Origin of the sequence: Pseudomonas fluorescens, assembly GCF_001623525.1 — a bacterium.
GTDB classification, from domain to species: Bacteria; Pseudomonadota; Gammaproteobacteria; order Pseudomonadales; family Pseudomonadaceae; genus Aquipseudomonas; species Aquipseudomonas fluorescens_Q.
In genome coordinates this window covers 4,104,318-4,120,811 of record NZ_CP015225.1, presented here as the reverse complement: position 1 = coordinate 4,120,811, position 16,494 = coordinate 4,104,318, and the positions used below count along the sequence as shown (strand labels likewise).

Annotated in this window: 11 protein-coding genes; 7 read left to right on the top strand and 4 right to left on the bottom strand. The window is 59.9% G+C overall.

Annotated features, from left to right (window positions below):
- The first annotated feature begins 208 nt into the window (after positions 1 to 208).
- The 3 genes from TK06_RS17685 to TK06_RS33060 are packed head-to-tail and all read left to right on the top strand — an operon-like array spanning position 209 to position 7,281.
- The gene (locus TK06_RS17685; RefSeq protein WP_238992553.1) at positions 209 to 5,953 is read left to right on the top strand and encodes a TcdA/TcdB pore-forming domain-containing protein; all 5,745 of its coding nucleotides are present in this window, start codon (positions 209 to 211) and stop codon (positions 5,951 to 5,953) included.
- A 10-nt stretch (positions 5,954 to 5,963) separates the two neighbouring features.
- Entirely contained in the window at positions 5,964 to 6,605 is a 642-nt protein-coding gene (locus TK06_RS33065) for a hypothetical protein (RefSeq protein ID WP_238992552.1), read from the top strand.
- Positions 6,553 to 7,281: a hypothetical protein gene (locus tag TK06_RS33060; RefSeq protein ID WP_238992551.1), complete on the top strand. Its 729-nt coding sequence runs from the start codon at positions 6,553 to 6,555 to the stop codon at positions 7,279 to 7,281. The genes TK06_RS33065 and TK06_RS33060 overlap by 53 nt, the downstream gene beginning before the upstream one ends.
- A gap of 131 nt (positions 7,282 to 7,412) precedes the next feature.
- Here the strand turns inward: TK06_RS33060 and TK06_RS17680 are convergent, their stop codons facing one another.
- Positions 7,413 to 8,063 (bottom strand): hypothetical protein, encoded by a 651-nt coding sequence (locus TK06_RS17680; RefSeq protein ID WP_063323123.1) that lies wholly within the window; start codon positions 8,061 to 8,063, stop codon positions 7,413 to 7,415.
- Between the two features lie 217 nt (positions 8,064 to 8,280).
- On the opposite strand from TK06_RS17680, the gene TK06_RS17675 reads away from it, so the two are divergent.
- Positions 8,281 to 9,120, top strand: coding sequence for a hypothetical protein (locus TK06_RS17675; protein WP_063323122.1), 840 nt, complete (start codon positions 8,281 to 8,283; stop codon positions 9,118 to 9,120).
- A 3-nt stretch (positions 9,121 to 9,123) separates the two neighbouring features.
- Here TK06_RS17675 and TK06_RS17670 read toward each other — a convergent pair whose 3' ends face one another.
- Positions 9,124 to 9,720: a MarC family protein gene (locus tag TK06_RS17670; RefSeq protein ID WP_003186248.1), complete on the bottom strand. Its 597-nt coding sequence runs from the start codon at positions 9,718 to 9,720 to the stop codon at positions 9,124 to 9,126.
- Between the two features lie 234 nt (positions 9,721 to 9,954).
- On the opposite strand from TK06_RS17670, the gene TK06_RS17665 reads away from it, so the two are divergent.
- From TK06_RS17665 to TK06_RS17655, 3 genes are all read left to right on the top strand, one after another.
- Positions 9,955 to 10,764 carry a hypothetical protein gene (locus TK06_RS17665; protein WP_063323121.1) on the top strand — a complete coding sequence of 270 codons (810 nt, stop codon included), beginning with the start codon at positions 9,955 to 9,957 and terminating at the stop codon, positions 10,762 to 10,764.
- A 64-nt stretch (positions 10,765 to 10,828) separates the two neighbouring features.
- Complete coding sequence (locus TK06_RS17660) at positions 10,829 to 11,548, top strand: hypothetical protein (protein WP_063323120.1); 720 nt, start codon at positions 10,829 to 10,831, stop codon at positions 11,546 to 11,548.
- Complete coding sequence (locus tag TK06_RS17655; protein ID WP_063323119.1) at positions 11,541 to 12,218, top strand: hypothetical protein; 678 nt, start codon at positions 11,541 to 11,543, stop codon at positions 12,216 to 12,218. Before TK06_RS17660 ends, TK06_RS17655 begins: the two co-directional genes overlap by 8 nt.
- 15 nt (positions 12,219 to 12,233) lie before the next feature.
- On the opposite strand, the gene TK06_RS17650 is transcribed toward TK06_RS17655, so the two are convergent.
- Together TK06_RS17650 and purD are read right to left on the bottom strand one after the other, a co-directional pair.
- Complete coding sequence (locus TK06_RS17650) at positions 12,234 to 15,023, bottom strand: hybrid sensor histidine kinase/response regulator (protein ID WP_063323118.1); 2,790 nt, start codon at positions 15,021 to 15,023, stop codon at positions 12,234 to 12,236.
- 99 nt (positions 15,024 to 15,122) lie between these two features.
- A complete protein-coding gene (gene purD, locus TK06_RS17645; RefSeq protein WP_063323117.1) occupies positions 15,123 to 16,418 on the bottom strand; it encodes a phosphoribosylamine--glycine ligase in 1,296 nt (431 codons plus the stop codon).
- Positions 16,419 to 16,494 lie beyond the last annotated feature (76 nt).

Genomic DNA, 16,494 nt, shown 5'->3' with positions numbered 1-16,494 from the left:
AATTCCTTAGTGGTTGAGCGCGGTCTTGATGAGGGTTATGTTCGTTTTGACTTTGCGGGTCGTCACGGCCCTGGATAAGGTCAGTTAATTAATCAGACCACTGATTCATGGGTTGTCAGCGCATGGATGCGTGTCGTTCAACTTGTTGATGTTCAGGCGCCTGAGGGCTGTCCTGGCTATTTACATACAATAAATGGAAGTGTTGTCCATGAGTAAATCTGGAATTTCATCGACGGGCAGCTACGTCGATTTTGTGGGGTTGTTGAGGCTTAAGGATCTTGAACAGGCATTAATAACCCACAAGGGCACCGATGAATATGAAGCGGTGTTGCGCTATTACTTCGGTTGTATCGCCTTGCTCGATTCTCCACAAATGTTGGAGCCATTAGGGTTGCTCAAACAGGCCGTGGGGGCCTTGCGGGGAAACAGCAGGCGGCGGCGTACGCCTGAGTTGCCGGAAGTTGCCGAGGCCGCGGATCTGACGCACGCCTACAACAAGATAGAGGGTTTTGAAACGCGCCTGCGCAATAGCGTCGAACAATTGAAAGTGCCTGCCACCGAGGTGCCAAAAAAACTGCATTTGGTCTGGCTGGGCGGCGGCGTCGGAGCGATCCAGCGTGACTACATCAATGTCTGGAAACAGGTGCTGGGCCCGGAGGGTTATCGCATCAGTCTCTGGTATGACAGCGATGCACTGCTGGCCTATGAAACCAACCGGATCATTGTCGAAGCGGCCAAGGCTGATGCCATGCTCAATGGCGCAGAAAACAGTGTCGATGCCTTGGCGTTGGGCGACCGTTATGAAGAACGCGCGATCGTCCTGAAGCAGCAGATGTACGCCCATATCACCGAGGCGGTGAACAACGGCGGCAGCGCCGATGACGCGAGAATCGATCTGCTGGTTCGGGCTTACGGCCAGGACAAGGCACGACTGGTGGCCCTGAGGCACGATAACCGGCTCAGCCTCGAAGCGTTGGCCGAGGGCAGCCTGGGACTGCGCGATCTGGCCAGCGGTGAATTGCCACTGCATCTGCAGGATGCCTACGAACGCGAGATCAGTCTGCGTGGCATGCTTGCCGGGGGCTCCGATATCGTGCGTTTCGAAGCCTTGTTCGCCGAGGGTGGCAGCTACGCTGATGTCGATGGCCTGCCGCCCTTGGCGGAAAAGCTGGGCGAGGTGGACATCCGGGCGTTCCAGACGGATGCGCGGCTGGGCGTGCTGCAGTTACTGCTGGATCGAAACCCCGAATGGATGCCCGGCCGCCAGGCCCAGCGCAATAAATACACGGACTACGCCAACGAGATTCCAGCCGAGCATCGCGAAGCGCTCGAGCGTTTCGCTAAAAGCGGACCGGCGTTGAATCGCGTCTTTCGCCCCCCGGCGGAGCGCCTGGCCCGACCGGACGAATTGCGTGCTGTCGTCGAACAGCACGTGGTGGGCAACGCATTCCTGATGGCCCACCCCGGGGCGGCGATGCTCAAGAGCGTGATCGAGCGTTTGCGGCTCAACTATGAAATCGTCGACGCCACCGCGCGCCTGGCCGATGAGCAAAACGTCAGCCTAGTCGACGTCAAGGCCATGAGCGATCTGGCGCGCCAGGCCGCGACGCAGGTGTTCGGTGCATTGCATGAGCTGCCGCCGGACATTGAACTGGCCGCGGCTTTTCTGGTGGAGGCGGCCGCCGCCTACTACAGCGATGGCATCCGCCCCCAGAGCGAAGGCACGATCTATCTCACCGGTCCCGCCGCCATGCGCCAGGGGATGGCGGACTACCAACGCACCCACTTCACCCCTCAAACCGCCGAACAGTGGCAGGCGGAGGTGGCGATCAAGGCCGTCGCCACGGTCAACCGGGCGACGGAGGAGGAGTTGGATCACTCCTGGAAAGAGAACGCGCGTGACACCGCGCAATGGCTGATCGACGAAAAAAAACGCTGGCAGGAGGGGCAGTTCAAGGCTCGTTATGCGGGTGATATGGCAGAGCTGCTCAAATACCGCGCCCTCCAGTTCGATGAGGGCTGGCCCGTGATCGAGGGGAGGCATGTACTGTCTACCGAGCTGTTGCAGCATCTGGCCGATGAGCTGGGTGAGCCGTTCATGCAGATGATGAGCCAGCGCCATAACGGTGAGGTGATCTTCGATAAACCCATCCCGCTGAGTTTTGATGAGCGTCAGTCGATCCGCGATCAAAGCGCCTATGCGTTGCCGCCCGCATCGGTGAGCGATTCGCAGACGCGACAGCTGTCGATCGCTGAACTGCTGGAGCGCCTGGCCAGCGACCGTTTCGAAGTCGCTCGGCTGAGCCCCTTGCAGCGTCTGCTGCTGGGAGGCCTGAGTGGCGCGAAGGCGTTGGATAACCGCAGCTTCGACGCGGCTCGCCCGGCGTTGGATAACCTGGCCAACAACCTCGCCACGCACGGAACCGCTGGCCGTTATGCGGCGATCGAACAAGCGTTGCTCCAGCGCCAGGCGCCGGCCTTCCTGGCCGGGTTGGCCAGCGCTACCGATGCGTTACCGAGGCATGGCGAAACCGCCTTGGGCTTGAAGAAAACCGCGTTGGAGCAGCCGTTGACGTTGCGCCAATGGGGCCAGCACGTGGCCCGGATTCGTCAGGTGGCGCAGCTTGAGTACCGCGTCCGGATCATCGAACGCCTTGGTACTGTCCTGAACGGTTTCGAGGCCGCCACGAACAAGCTTGTACCGCAGGATCTGCTGCTCCAGGGTGAGGGTGACAGGGTCGGCGGACGTTGCTATCCCCTGGCCCTCGCCATGGCGGCGGCCGTGTCGCAAGGCAAGGCTGCGGTCAACACCTTGCGTGAGCGTTTCTACCTCGCGGTGCTCGAACCGGGGGCAAGCGATTCGGTGGCCTTCCTCAACAGCGTGGAGGCGTTGCGCGATGTGCAGCTCGGCGATGTGGGCAGTGCGCTGGCGCGCTCGGACCTGAGTGAGGTCGTGGATATCCTGCAAGCCAGGACAACCACCAGCACGCTGATGCTCAACTCCGATAACCACGCCATGCTGGTGGCCAAGACCGTGGAGGGTGAGCGCAGCACCTATCACTTCTACGATCCGAATTTCGGTGTGTTTGAGTTCGAACATCCGACCTTGTTCAGGCAGGCGCTGGAGCGGTTCTTCCTCCAACAGGACATGGCCAGCCATTACGCGGCGTATGGCGATGCGGCGCGGCCGACTTTCGACCTGGTCGAACTGGAAGGTGCACGGGTGTCGAGGCAGGTATTGCCAGGCGCCATTGAGGTTTCGAAACTGCTGCAACCCGGCGCCTTGCCTGGGCAGTCGCAACGCCCTGTGAGACAGCGGTTGGCCAGCGCCCGTGGACAGTCGCTGCAAAACAATCCTCGACTGGGCAGCTGTCTGCTGGCGCTGGATGGCCATTGGTGGAGCCAGCAGATCGAGCAAGCGACGAGCCGCCTCCAGCAGGAAAACCAGCTGGCGGCGCACCTTGTGCCGTTGTTCGATACGCTGGAGGTCTCGCCGGACGGGTCGTACCGGGTGAGCCTGATCGATCCGGCCAATCCAGAGCAACTGGTACGGGTGGTCACGGATGACCATCGGCTCCTGCGGATAAAAAGCTACCTCTCGGAACAGTTTTCAGCCTTGGCCAACAAACCCTTCGTGCCGAGCGACCCCACCGAGGTGGGGAGCGTCCACACGCTGAACGCCGGTTTCGCCATACAAGCGCTGATGAACGCGTTGCGCGGCCAGGAAGGATCGGGTCGGCCCCTGACCCTGGCGGTGCGCTTGCACGCCTATGTCAACTACGCGCAGTTGGTGCATGGCGTCGTGGCGGATATCGCCGGCCTGGTCGGCCTGGTTCGGCAGGCACTGGCCGAAGAGAAACTGATTGCCCGTACCGTCGCGCCAGTGGTCAAGGCGGCGCTGGGGTCCAGTGTCAGTGAAGCCACAGGGGGGCTGCTGCAACTGGCCAATGTCGGGTTTGACATCTACCAGTTGGCGACGGCCCACAACGACGTCGAACGCGCTCAGTTCGGCACCCAGCTGGCTTTCGACTCCGCCAGCCTGGTGTTGTCGGTGAGTGCCTACGCGGTTGGCGCCACGACGGCCGGCGCAATGCTGGGCGGCGCCGCGGTGATGCTCGGTGGGTTGGCGGTGGGGGTCGCGGCATTGGCCCGCGGCTTCGCCACCATTGCCGAAGAAGCCAAAGAGGTCGGGTTGTTATTCGATGAAATCGCCAAGGCTCATCTGCAGGCGTACCACTTTGATGCCAGGCAGGGTGCATGGCTGCCGCGCTCGTCGTTGATCGTCCAGGCGCTGGATCTGACTCGGGGCGCATTGATGCTGGACAGCCCCAAGCTCTATCCGCAACGCGATCATTTTGGGGTGCCGACGATAGAACTCGATTACGATCGGGCCATTAACATCCGTCGAGATCTAGGTCTGCCGGGTCAAGTTGCATTCAAGCCACCAGCCGGCCAAGTCATCGTACTGCCCTGCACACCGCAAACCTGTTACCGCTATGAGTACATCGCCCTGCCATTCGCGACATCGCGTCATGACACCGGGTTCGACACGGCACGGCGCCTGGAGAAAAGAAAAGCGGACGGCAGCTGGCAATTTCAGTTTTCCTTTTATTCGTTTCCCAGTGAATACATCGTCCGGCGCATGGTTCCCGATTATCGGCCAACGGTGATCGACGTATTGCTCGATAGTGCTGACCGTTCACTGGTGGTGCCTCTCATTCCCCCGATTTGGCACAACATGATCGCTTATAAAATCCAGGGGGCCGGCAAACGATGCGCATTGGTCGTTCATCCCGGCGTGAAGCTGAGCCTGGAGTCGACGAGCCTGCAGGTGTCCACTTGGTTTATGGACGCCTCTTGGGCCTCGGAGAAAGAGATCAGGATTGAGCGTCACGATCAGTTCTTCATCGACGATGTTCAGGTAACGATCGTAGGAGGGTGGCGTCACGAAATTTTACTCCGGCTTGCCGACAATCAAGTATTCAAGGTTGATGTGCTCAACCGCACGCTCGTGCTTTTGGAACTGGACGCACCGCCCGACATGGATCAGCAAGCGTTGCAGGATCATTTCAAGGCCCTGGCTCGAGACCACCGTCTAGCGATGGCGTACACACCGATTCACCACCACCTCATTCCGTTTGAGGACCCGGACGAGCCTCGCTACGTCACGGCCTGGTATGACGCGAAGGAGGACCGCTTTCTTTACATTCGCGACGATCTGCTGGGTGTCGAGGACGCGGTGCTGAGGGCAGTGGTCGGCGACTCCTGCTATTTCTACGACCCGCAGAACGTGATCATCTGGCAAGTCGATGCAGTCACTGGGTTGGTGAGCCATCGTTACTGGTTGCGCAGTACGAGCAACCTGGCAAGCACCATCAAGAGCGTCGAGGCGGACGCGCAGGGGGTGATTCATGTCGTCCAGCAAAACACCCGCGCGGACCAGAGCGTCGATGTGCTGGTGTATCTGATCCATGACGGGCAACTGCTGCTCAGTTCGATCACACGAGAGCTGGATCTGGCGATGGAACCGGTCTTGAGTGCCAGCGAGACGCTGGCCGACTGGTCGCAGGTACTGGGTGACAGCCTGCCCTTCACACCGAGTACCCATCCTGAGGACTCGTTCGTCACCGTCAATTGGCAACCGGCCCCCTTCGTTTCGATCTGTTGGAAGTTCGATGCACAGTGGCGGGACATGGCCTGGGTTCGCCGCAGTGACCGCCTGATCATTCGTCCTTCGCCGCGACGAAACCAGCCACATGGATGGCCCGACTCGATCAAGAACATGACCGACCTGACGCTGCTCGCACCGCCGGACGACAGCGATGTATTTGTCATCTATGACCGGCTCAAACAGGAGCTGTGCGGCCGGCGGCGTACGCTGGTAGAGGGCCGGGGGGCATTGGGCCAACCGCTGGGCGCGTGCCCCCGGCCTGGAGGATGTCATCGCCGTTGACAGTGGCTACGTGGCGCTGACCTCGAATGGCGTGTTCTACAACCTGAGTGGCCGAGGCGACCTGGCGCTGGGCGGTGTCAGGGAACAGTGGTTCAAGGACCGGGCACAATGGTGGACGGCCCTGGATGCGCTGGTCCTGCAGCACAGGAACAAAACGCTTGCCCTGATCGGTTTGACCAACTTCAGCGGTGACGAGCGGTTGTGCGCCTGGTACGTCGGCAACCGGTTGCTGCTGGCTGACCTGGGCAGCACCACGGAGCTGCGGCTGCTGGGCGCAACCCCGGACGGCGAGGCCGCCTGGTTGCTCGACGTGGCGAGCGGCGAGGTCTATCGCCAGGCCTTTATCGATCCGCAGAAGCTGGACGCTGCCTTTGGCCAGGGTTCGCAATTGTTGGAGGCGGATGTGCTGCCCCACCCCCAGCGTGAGTGGTCGCCCTGGCAGTTTGTCGAGTTGACGGCCGATGGCGCGGGCCTGCGCGGCGTGACATTCGAAGGCGTGGAGGTCCTGCTGCGTGACCAGGCGCCGGCGCTGGTGACCGGTGTCACTCAGGAGTGGGTCGTCACTCAAGGGGGGGCGGGTGATCGAGGGGCTCAGGCAATTGACCGCCCGTGCGTTCTCCAGCCCACTGCTGTCGGTGGGCGATCCCGATGACCTGAAGTGGTATGTCACCGGGACTGAACGTGTCATCCGGGTTCCCAAGGCCGCCATCCCTGAATCTTTCGAGGTACTGGGGACCCAGCGGCAGACCAACGTCCTGTTGCACGAAAGCAGGAGCGGAACGCTATTGTCCTTGCCAGGCATGGGCCATGGCGGGCCGCTCAGCTATGTCCAGCGTGAAGGTGAGGTGATGGTCGTCGAGGGTCACGAAGCGAAGATCGATGATCTGCTGCCGTTGATGCCGGATGACGTCAAGATCCTGATCCTGCGCATGGGGCAGGGCGCGGTGAGTTACCGGTTGTCAAAAGCAGCCTGGTTGAGAGTCAAGTCGGTGGTCCTCGACTGCCGACATTCCCTGGGCAACGCGGTGACCATCCCCGGCAAGTTGATCTGGGAGCTGGATGAGCCGGACCAGTTATGGCTGAGCAAGGTTCATGAGCACCTGGTGATCATCGATCCGAACAGCGGTCACAGTGTGATTTTTCGAGAGGTGTATGCGGCCGATGTCAATTTGCGTGGCGACGTGTTGCTCAGCTTCGGCGGGGGGCAACACTATGCCGTTTCGACACTGGTGCAGCGCCTGGATGCCCTGCCGGATCTCCAGAATGGTGTCCTGCTGCAAGCGTTGTCGGATGAAACGTATGCGGTGGAGACCAATACGGTGGGTTGAACCAAGGCCGTTATCCAGGGTTAGGTTTTAAGTAAAAAGGAGTTGTCGGTGTGTTAGTCGACAACTCTTTTTTGGTTGGCCGTCATTCCGTAAAGACGTTGCGCCGCGCCAGGCCTGGAAGTATCAATGTTTCACGAGACGTTCCTTCTCAAGGTAAAACGTCTCATCAAGTGTTCATCCAGGACTTTGTTGATAAGTGTCCTTTTGTTGTCGAGTTCGCTTCGGTCCAATTTCAGGAACGCTTTGCGTTGAACGATCCTGGCTGAACGCTCTTCCCAGTTCCAGAACAGGAAGCTGCGCCTCTTTACCTCGACGCTCAGTTCGAGTTTGAACAGGGCGATATGAAGGTTGCCTTGTGAGTCGTAGCGGGCCGGGACGACTTGAAAGGTCTCGCCTTCCTGGGTTTCGTTGTCAAAGGACAGGATGGCCGGGTGATTGGTTTTTAGTGTGTCGAGGGTATCGATCATTGCGTTGGCCTGCTGTGCATCCCTCATGGCGTGGGCGCTCTGCACCAGGAAATCCGCCACGGAGCCCGAGACGAGATGTTGTGTGCGCGTATGGATGGAGTCGCCATACAGCGACCAGCCGAGGAAACTCAAGGTGCGGGCATATTCTTCGAACCAGCCCCTGGGATTTACATAGCGATGATGGCCGAGGTCGGCTGATCGGGTAGCGATATTGTTGCAATCGGCGATGTCATCGTGGTCTTGCAGGGAGGGTGCGCCAATATACGAAAACAGGTTAGGGCCGGTGACCAATCCGGTTAATAATTCATTGCTCATAATATTTCCGCCAAGAGTAAGTGTGTTGTTTGGCTTGTTGGAAGTGCAATGATGAACGTGGGTCTTGATTAAGTCGGCAGTGGAATTGAGTCTGGATATTTGAAGGCATGCGCGGGTTAATATTCTGCAATCAGTCAGTGTTGTTGTTCCTGAAAATAATAAATTAGATTGAAGTCGGTCCGCAGGAGCGGGCTTATATATAACCAAGGAGGTTTTTATGGAACAGTTCGAAAGTGGAGCCAGTGTGGCGCAAAGTGTTGAGTTGATCCAGGCACGTATCAACAAGCGTAAGGCGCTGGCCACTGCGGGTCGACGTGTACGCAGGTCCGTGGTGCAGATGCATGACAATCCGAACAAGGACCTGGATGCGCTCATGTTGGGGGATGCGCTCGTGGGCTATGGCAACAACATGTCGCTCAACAATATGGCGATCATGGAGAACCTGATGACCATGGCGATGATGGAGGCCAACTTTGAAGTTCCTGGCGGCAAAAATACGCGGGCGTGGTACGACGCGTTTATCCAATGCCTGCAAGACCTCGGGTGTTTCGTTGCCGATGACGGTTACACCCGTTACTCCGAGAGTTCCCGGCGGGTGGACATGGACTTCGTGATCAGCGATATCGTCAAGGGGATCATCGATGGCGTGAAGGCCAGCGTTCCGGCGGCGACGGTGCTGGGTACCGTGGTGAGCACCACGATTGACGGTTTGAAGCGGGATGAGGAGACCATGCGTCTGTTCAACAGCCAGGTCAAGGTGGCCGAAGGCGCGCGTTTGTCGGTCATTCCTTGCGAGCAGTTGGCCAACGGAATCCTGATCGCCTCGTCCGCCTCGATCAAACAGTCCGGTACTTCGAGTAACGGCGGTGTGGTTTTCGTGAACTGGCAATCTTCGGCGCGGGAGATCTTCCGCGGTAAATCGTTCGTGACCTTCAACCCCGCGCGTTATGAAGCGTTCAGGCAGGACATCGAGGAATATCTGGGCGTACATCGCCGGGAGGTGCTGAGCAGGAGGTTCAGCCGGCGCAAGCCCAAGGTGCGCTTGAGCATGCCATGATGGCTACGGTACCAGGTAGCCTTTCACGCCGGTAAAGATGATCTGCGCCGCCAGCGCACAGACAAACAAACCCATCAGCCGGCTGACGATCTGCAAGCCCTGGTCACCCAGGATCCGCTCGATGCGGCTGGACAGGTAAAGCACCACGCCGACGGTGAAACTGGCCAGGGCGATGCTGATGATGGCCATGAGTTTGTCGTCCCAGTGCGGCTGGCTCACGCCCATCACCAGCAGGGCACCGATGGTGCCGGGGCCGACGGTCAACGGTATGGTCAGTGGGACGATGGTCACGTCCTGCTGCACGTTGTCGGTCTGTACGGCCGACTTGCCCTGGGCCATGCCCAGGGCCGAAATGAACAGCACACTGCCGGCGCCGATACGGAAGGCGTCCACAGTGATGCCGAACACGCTGAAAATCACCCGCCCGAACAAATACAGCAACACGCTGGAGACCAGCGTCGCGGTCGCAACCTTCCAGGCCAGGCGGCGTTGTTCCTTGCGCGAATAGCCGCGAGTCAGGCCGATAAAACACGACAGCACGAAGAAGGGGCTATAGAGCACCAGCATCTTCAGGTAAACGCTGAACAGCACATGGAGCATGGTTGAGGCTCGCGACGAATGAATTTGACGTGGAGTCTATCAGGCGTCGGGATGTCTGTCGGCTCGTGGCAAGGGCGAGATGCAAGTCCAGGAAAATGCCACTTCATTACAGGTGATTGTACGCCATTGAATTTGATTATTTACGGTTACAGTTGCGCGCTTGTTGTGATGGGGTGGGTTGCGTAAGTTCAATTCTCGGATCCAAGGATGATCTTGATTAAATAAGGAAATAGTATGAACGTTAAATATGATTCTGTTGTAACCCTGGCTGATCGTCTGGGGCGCTTGAGTGCTTATGATGTTGAGCCGGAGGCGTTTGAGTTGTCGACGCGTGCTTTTATTGTGCGTCCTGGCGAGACGGCTGACTATCCGGAAAAACCGGATCGCGCTTCGATTGTGGGTGACGGTATCCTGGCTTTTGTTTCGGGAATGTCCGAACAAAACCAGGCGGATATCCAGCACTCTTATCTGTTTGCTTCGTTAGTGGCTAATAAGCGCTACCCACGTGATGAGCAGGGTAAGGAGTGGTATCAACTTTTCCTGCAAGTGATGCAGGATTGCGGCTGGACGATACTGCAGAAGTACTACGACGCGGTTGCCGCCTCGGGCAAGAGCTTCAAGATGGACCAACTGGTGCTGAGGATCCTGGGGTCGGCGGTGACGGCCGCCGCGGTGCCCGGGCCGGCGTCAATGCTGATGCTCAAGGTCGCCAGCGATGCCATCGCGGCCTTGCAAACCCGTGACAGGCCGCTCCGGGTGTTTGACCAGAACATCCAGGAGTCTGGTGCGGGAGGGTTTGGCGTCGCCGCCTGCCATGAGACGCCGCATGGCGAAGTCATCATGGCACTGGGAGCCGTGCGTTTCATCAAGCGCACGAACCAGACCCAGGTCTTGTTCGTTAATTGGGACAGCAGTTCGGTTGACTTGTATCGCGGTGAAAGCCACATGACCATGGTGCCGTCCGTTATTAACCGTACACGTGCGACCATTATCGAAAGACTCGGCGATCGCGCCCAGAAGAAAATCGAAGCATACGAACTCTGATCTTGTGTATCCACCTGGCGACTACACCGTAGTCGCCAATCATAAAAATAACCAGGTGATTGCAATGAATAATGGTTATTCGGTTTTTATTAATGCTGGCGCTGTCGTGATCGTGTCTCCGGATATGGCCGGGCAGGAAAAAAGTGATGTGTTGGATTCGGTATTGTTCGCGCAGTTGGTCGCCAACAAGAAGTATCCGGCTTATACCCAGGCACAAATATGGTATGACGAGTACCGTGACGTCTTGAAGAACGGTTGGTTGCAAAAGACTGCAGCATGGGACAACTTCACCCTCGATGAGCAATCCAACTTCAATGCGGCGCACTGGCTAGGGCGTCGACTGGGGGAGTATGTCGATCCTACAGTGGCCGATGAAGTCACTCGCCTGTTGAACCGTGTCGCGCAGTTGCCCGGTACCCTGCCGGCCATCGAGCAACTGCGCGAGCAGACCTGCAAGCGCAAGGAGCCCGTGCCACCGTCAGAGACCGATGAAGCCGTTGGCAGGGTCTGCCTGCAAGTGATTCTGGCCCGGCGAGCCCCCTTGCTGAGCAGCATTTCCCTGAGCTATGAGACCACGCAACGGGCTATCTCCAACCCCCTCGGTCAGTGCCTGTCCGTCGCCAATGTGGTCGGTAATCTTCAGTCCAGATGCTTTCAGGCCAACTTATCGAAAGAGCTTTACGCTCCCCTGCGCGGTGCGATCGTACGGAAGCTGGGTGATAAGCCAACGAAGCATGTCTTTGATATTTCCGACGACGTTGAACGGGGGGCGCGCGATGAATAGCGAACGCCTACAGGCCGGCGAGCGCCTGTTTCACAGCAGCGATCCCGCGCCGGCTGCTGTCGTGGGGGCAAGCCTCGTGTCGTTCGGCCAGGGGTTGTCTCCCCAGGATCGCGAAGACATCTGTCTGAGCAACCTGTATGCCCAGTTGGCAACGCGGTCGGCTTATCAGGACGGTTTGGTGGGCAGTTGGTTCAACTACTACAGGAACACGCTCAGGTACCTGGGGTGGGATTCGGCGCGTCCCCTCAGGCCTGGACAGGCGGGCGAGGGGTCAATGGCCGAGAGTGTTGCCCGGCAAATCTCCCAGTCATTCGATGAACGCTTTGCGCGCTCGGCGACTGATTCGATTGGCGCCCTGAAGCGCCACCCCAATGCCCTTGAGGCATTCGAACGGGCAAGCCTGCAGCATGATTCGGCGTTCTTCCAGGTGGTTCCCTGCCTGCCGAAATCGCCTGGGCGAATAGAGGTCGCGCTTTACCACAAGCAATTCAGCATTCGTAAAACGCTCTCGACCTTCCTTTTTTGGCCGATAGAGGAGGTTGTGCAAACCAGCCATGAAGAAATGGCGGTCGTGACGTTCAACACGCTGCATTACTCAATGTTCCGGGAAAAAGTCCTGCGCGCCGTTATCGCCGAGACGACCCGTAATATTCATGCGTTGAAATGTTGAACAGGGCTCCGGGCGTCAGCGGACGCCCTCGGACGAATGCGCGACGGTCTGGTTCTGCTGGTCACGCTGGGCCACCCAATGCTCGATCAGCTCGCGTAGCTGTGACAGCTCCACCGGCTTGGCCATGTGCCCGTCCATCCCGGCCTGGCGGGCGCGTTCCTTGTGCTCGGCCAGGATGTGAGCGGTGAGCGCCACCACGGGCGTACGGGTCCGCTGGTTGCCCATTTCCCAGGCGCGCAATTGCTGGGTGGCGGAAAACCCGTCGAGGATCGGCATTTCACAGTCCATCAGGACCAGGTCGTAACGCTGCTCCTTCATGGCCTTGAGGGCTTCTTCGCCGTTGCTGGCGGTGTCGGGTTGCAGGTTGAGCTTGCCGAGCATGCCGCGGATGACCTTGGTGGAGATGCTGTTGTCCTCGGCCACCAGGATGCGGAAATCGCTCGGCACTTTCACCGGGAGGGGAGGGCCGGCGTTCACCTGTACATTCGTCGCCTGGCCCCGGTTGCGCTGGTTCAGCTCGTCCGCCAGGGTGGTCTTGAGGGTATAGCCGGCCACCGGTTTGGCGAGGATGCGCTTGACCCCGCTGTTGCGTGCGACGATCTTGCTCGGTGCATTGCTGATACCGGTGAGCATGATTAACAGGATGTCGTGGTTCAGGCTCGGGTCTTCCTTGATCTTGGCCGCCAGTTGCATGCCGGTCATGCCTGGCATGTTCTGGTCCAGCAACACCACGTCGAAATAATCGCGCAGGTGCGCCTTGGTGCGCAGCAGCGCCAGGGCTTCCTTGCCCGATGGCACGGCACTGACGTTCAGGCCCCAGGCGCTGCACTGTTGCACCAGTACTTTGCGGCAGGTGTCGTTGTCGTCGACGATCAATACCCGCGCCCCTTGCAACGGGCCATCGAGGTCGGCAGTCGGATGTTCGAGGCGATCCGGGTCCAGCGGCAAGGTCAGCCACAAGGTACTGCCCTGGTTGCTGCCGCTTTTGATACCGAATTCCCCGTGCATCAGGATGATCAACTGACGGGCGATGACCAGGCCCAGGTTGCCCCCCAGGCGCGTGGCCGACAGGAAATTCTTGCTGTGCAGCTCGGCGTGCATCAGCGTGTCGCGCTCTTCGGCGTCCATCGGCGTCCCGCTGTCCTGCACGGCGATGCGCAGGCGCGGCTGATTGCTGCGCTCGTCGAGGGCGACGACGATCAGCACTTCGCCCTCGTCGGTTTTCTTCAGGGCGTTTTCCAACAGGCTCAGCAGCGCCTGGCGCAGTCGCGTCGGGTCACCGCTGATCACTCGCGGCACCTGGGGCTGAATGAAACTGATCAGCTCGACATTCTGCTGTTCGGCCTTGGCGCGGAAGATACTCAGGCAGTCCTCGATCAGTGCATTGAGGTCGAACTGCACGTCGTCCAGTTCGATCTGCCCGGATTCGAGCCGGGAGATGTCGAGGATCTCGTTGATCAGGGTCAGCAGTTCATTGCCGGCGCTGTGGATCGTCTGCACGTAGTCGCGTTGCTTGACCGACAACGGCGTGCCCAGCAGCAGTTCGGTCATGCCCAGCACGCCGTTCATCGGGGTGCGGATCTCGTGGCTGATCTTGGCCAGGAACTCGGCCTTGGCATTGATCTCGGCATTGCTCGCCGCCAGGTCGCGGCTGATGCTGAATCGGCTTTCGTTGATCGAGCGCTGGCGCTCACCCAGGGCGACACTCATCAACAGGCCGCTGATGCAGATGAAGATCAGCAGGGTGATGATCAAGCCCTGGGGAGGAACCTCCGTGAGCCCTTGCAGTGCCGGAAGGATGATCAGCGTGCCCAGGTTGAAGACCACCATGGCCGCGACGAACAGCCGGGCTGGGCGGTAGCCCTTTTGCCAGTGCCAGGCGCTGACGAGCAGCATGCTGAGGCCGGCCAGGGCCACGAGGGCATAGGTCATGATATTGAGCGGCAGCGTATTGACGAACAACAGCAACAGGCTGCACAGCATGACGAGCACGATGTCCCCCAGCAGCAGCCGATTCAACGGGTGCGGCCCCAGGGGCGCGAAGAAACGGTAGGCGAACATCAGGCCGCAGGGCGCTGTCAGTAACAAGGCCAGGTAGGCTCCGGGCGTCTGGACGGCTGGCCAGTCGGGCAGCCAGGCTCCGGCCAGATTCAGCAACAGCGCCAGGCTGAGCATCAGCAGTCCTTCACAGGCTGCCAGCCACAGGCAACTGCGTGAACGGGTGTAGGCGTAGCGGGTAAGGTTATGCAGCACCAGCATGGCGATGCAGCCGAACAGCAACCCATAGATCAGTGTCTGGTTCTGATCGGCCGCGGCCACGACTGCCGATTGCAAGGTGATGTAGGGGCGCAGTTCATGGCGCGAGGACAGTCGCAGGTAGACGTCCAGCGATTTGTCGCTGCGTGGCAGGGGCAGCATCAAATCGTTGCTGGGGACCGCAGGTTCAGTGTGCGGCGTGGCATTGCCGCTGACTTGCTGGTCAACCAGGGTATCGCCGTCCAGCACGTAGAGGTTCAGGCGCGACAGGTCGGGCGCGAAGATGCGCAGGATCTGTTCATGCCGGTCGGGGGCCAGGCGGAAACGCAACCACAATGCCCCGCCGGGCTCGGCGGCCTGGAGACGGTCCAGGTCGATGGGGCTGAATTGATTGGTGTAGCGGGCAGAGCGGATGTCGCTCAGCGTCAGGTCGCCCTGTTCGTCGAGCAATACGGCCCAGCCACTGCCTGGCGCGGCCTGGGCCGGGAGCATGCAGAGCAACGTCAGCAAGGTGACGGTAAGGCCTATGGCAATCCTGAGCCAGCGCACGGCGAAATCCCTTCGTAGGTTGATGCCAGAGTATAACTATGCGCGGCGCCGGAACAGTCAGGCAAGGGCCGCAGCCCCTTGCCTGGCTGAATGGCTGGGTTATTCCAGATTTTCGCCACGCTCGCGGGCAATGGCGCGGTAGCCAATGTCCTTGCGGTAGAAGCAACCTTCCCAGTCGATCTCGGCGGCAAGCTTGTAGGCCTGCTGCTGAGCTTCGTCGACACTGGCGCCCATGGCGGTGGCGCAAAGCACGCGACCGCCGGCGGTGACCACTTGCCCGTCCTTCAACGCCGTGCCTGCATGGAAGACCTTGCCTTCCAGGCGGGCCGCGGCATCCAGGCCCTGGATCGCGCTACCCTTGGCGTAGTCGCCGGGGTAACCGCCGGCCGCCAATACGACACCGACGCTTGGGCGCGGATCCCATTGGGCTTCGACCTTGTCCAGGGCCTGGGCCAGTGCGGCCTCGACCAGCAGGACCAGGCTCGATTGCAGGCGCAGCATCACCGGTTGGGTCTCAGGATCGCCGAAACGGCAGTTGAATTCGATGACTTTTGGGTTACCAGCCTTGTCGATCATCAGGCCGGCATAGAGGAAACCGGTGTAGACGTTGCCTTCCTCGGCCATGCCGCGCACGGTCGGCCAGATCACCTGGTCCATGACGCGCTGGTGTACTTGGGCGGTCACCACCGGGGCCGGGGAGTAGGCACCCATGCCGCCGGTGTTCGGGCCGCTGTCGCCGTCGCCGACACGCTTGTGGTCCTGGCTGGTGGCCATTGGCAGGACGTTCTTGCCATCGACCATAACGATGAAGCTGGCTTCCTCGCCGTCGAGGAACTCTTCGATCACCACGCGGGAACCGGCGTCACCGAAGGCGTTGCCGGCGAGCATGTCGCGCACGGCGTCTTCGGCTTCGGCCAGGGTCATGGCAACGATCACACCTTTACCGGCAGCCAGGCCGTCGGCCTTGATCACGATCGGTGCGCCTTTCTCGCGCAGGTACGCCAGGGCCGGTTCGATTTCGGTGAAGTTCTGGTAGTCGGCGGTCGGGATCTTGTGACGCGCCAGGAAATCCTTGGTGAACGCTTTCGAGCCTTCCAACTGCGCGGCACCGGCGGTCGGGCCGAAGCAGTCCAGGCCACGGGAGCGGAACAGATCGACCACGCCGGCGACCAGCGGCACTTCCGGGCCGACGATGGTCAGCGAGACGTTCTTTTCGGCGAAGTCGGCCAGTTGTTCCAGGGCCAGCACGTCGATGGCGACGTTTTCGCATTTGGCTTCGATGGCGGTGCCGGCATTGCCCGGTGCCACGAAAACCTTCTGCACGCGTGGATCCTGGGCCACTTTCCAGGCCAGGGCGTGTTCGCGGCCACCGCTGCCAATGATCAAAACATTCATTTCAAAAACCTCGGATGACGCTGATGGGGCTGATCGTTCCCACGCTCTGCGTGGGAATGCCTCTACGGACGCTCTG

Bases quoted from the DNA above. Each gene is read 5' to 3' on its own strand.
- TK06_RS17685 (WP_238992553.1), top strand. From the start codon at position 209: ATGAGTAAATCTGGAATTTCATCGACGGGCAGCTACGTCGATTTTGTG.
- TK06_RS17680 (WP_063323123.1), bottom strand. From the start codon at position 8,063: ATGAGCAATGAATTATTAACCGGATTGGTCACCGGCCCTAACCTGTTT.
- TK06_RS17675 (WP_063323122.1), top strand. From the start codon at position 8,281: ATGGAACAGTTCGAAAGTGGAGCCAGTGTGGCGCAAAGTGTTGAGTTG.
- TK06_RS17670 (WP_003186248.1), bottom strand. From the start codon at position 9,720: ATGCTCCATGTGCTGTTCAGCGTTTACCTGAAGATGCTGGTGCTCTAT.
- TK06_RS17665 (WP_063323121.1), top strand. From the start codon at position 9,955: ATGAACGTTAAATATGATTCTGTTGTAACCCTGGCTGATCGTCTGGGG.
- TK06_RS17660 (WP_063323120.1), top strand. From the start codon at position 10,829: ATGAATAATGGTTATTCGGTTTTTATTAATGCTGGCGCTGTCGTGATC.
- TK06_RS17655 (WP_063323119.1), top strand. From the start codon at position 11,541: ATGAATAGCGAACGCCTACAGGCCGGCGAGCGCCTGTTTCACAGCAGC.
- purD (WP_063323117.1), bottom strand. From the start codon at position 16,418: ATGAATGTTTTGATCATTGGCAGCGGTGGCCGCGAACACGCCCTGGCC.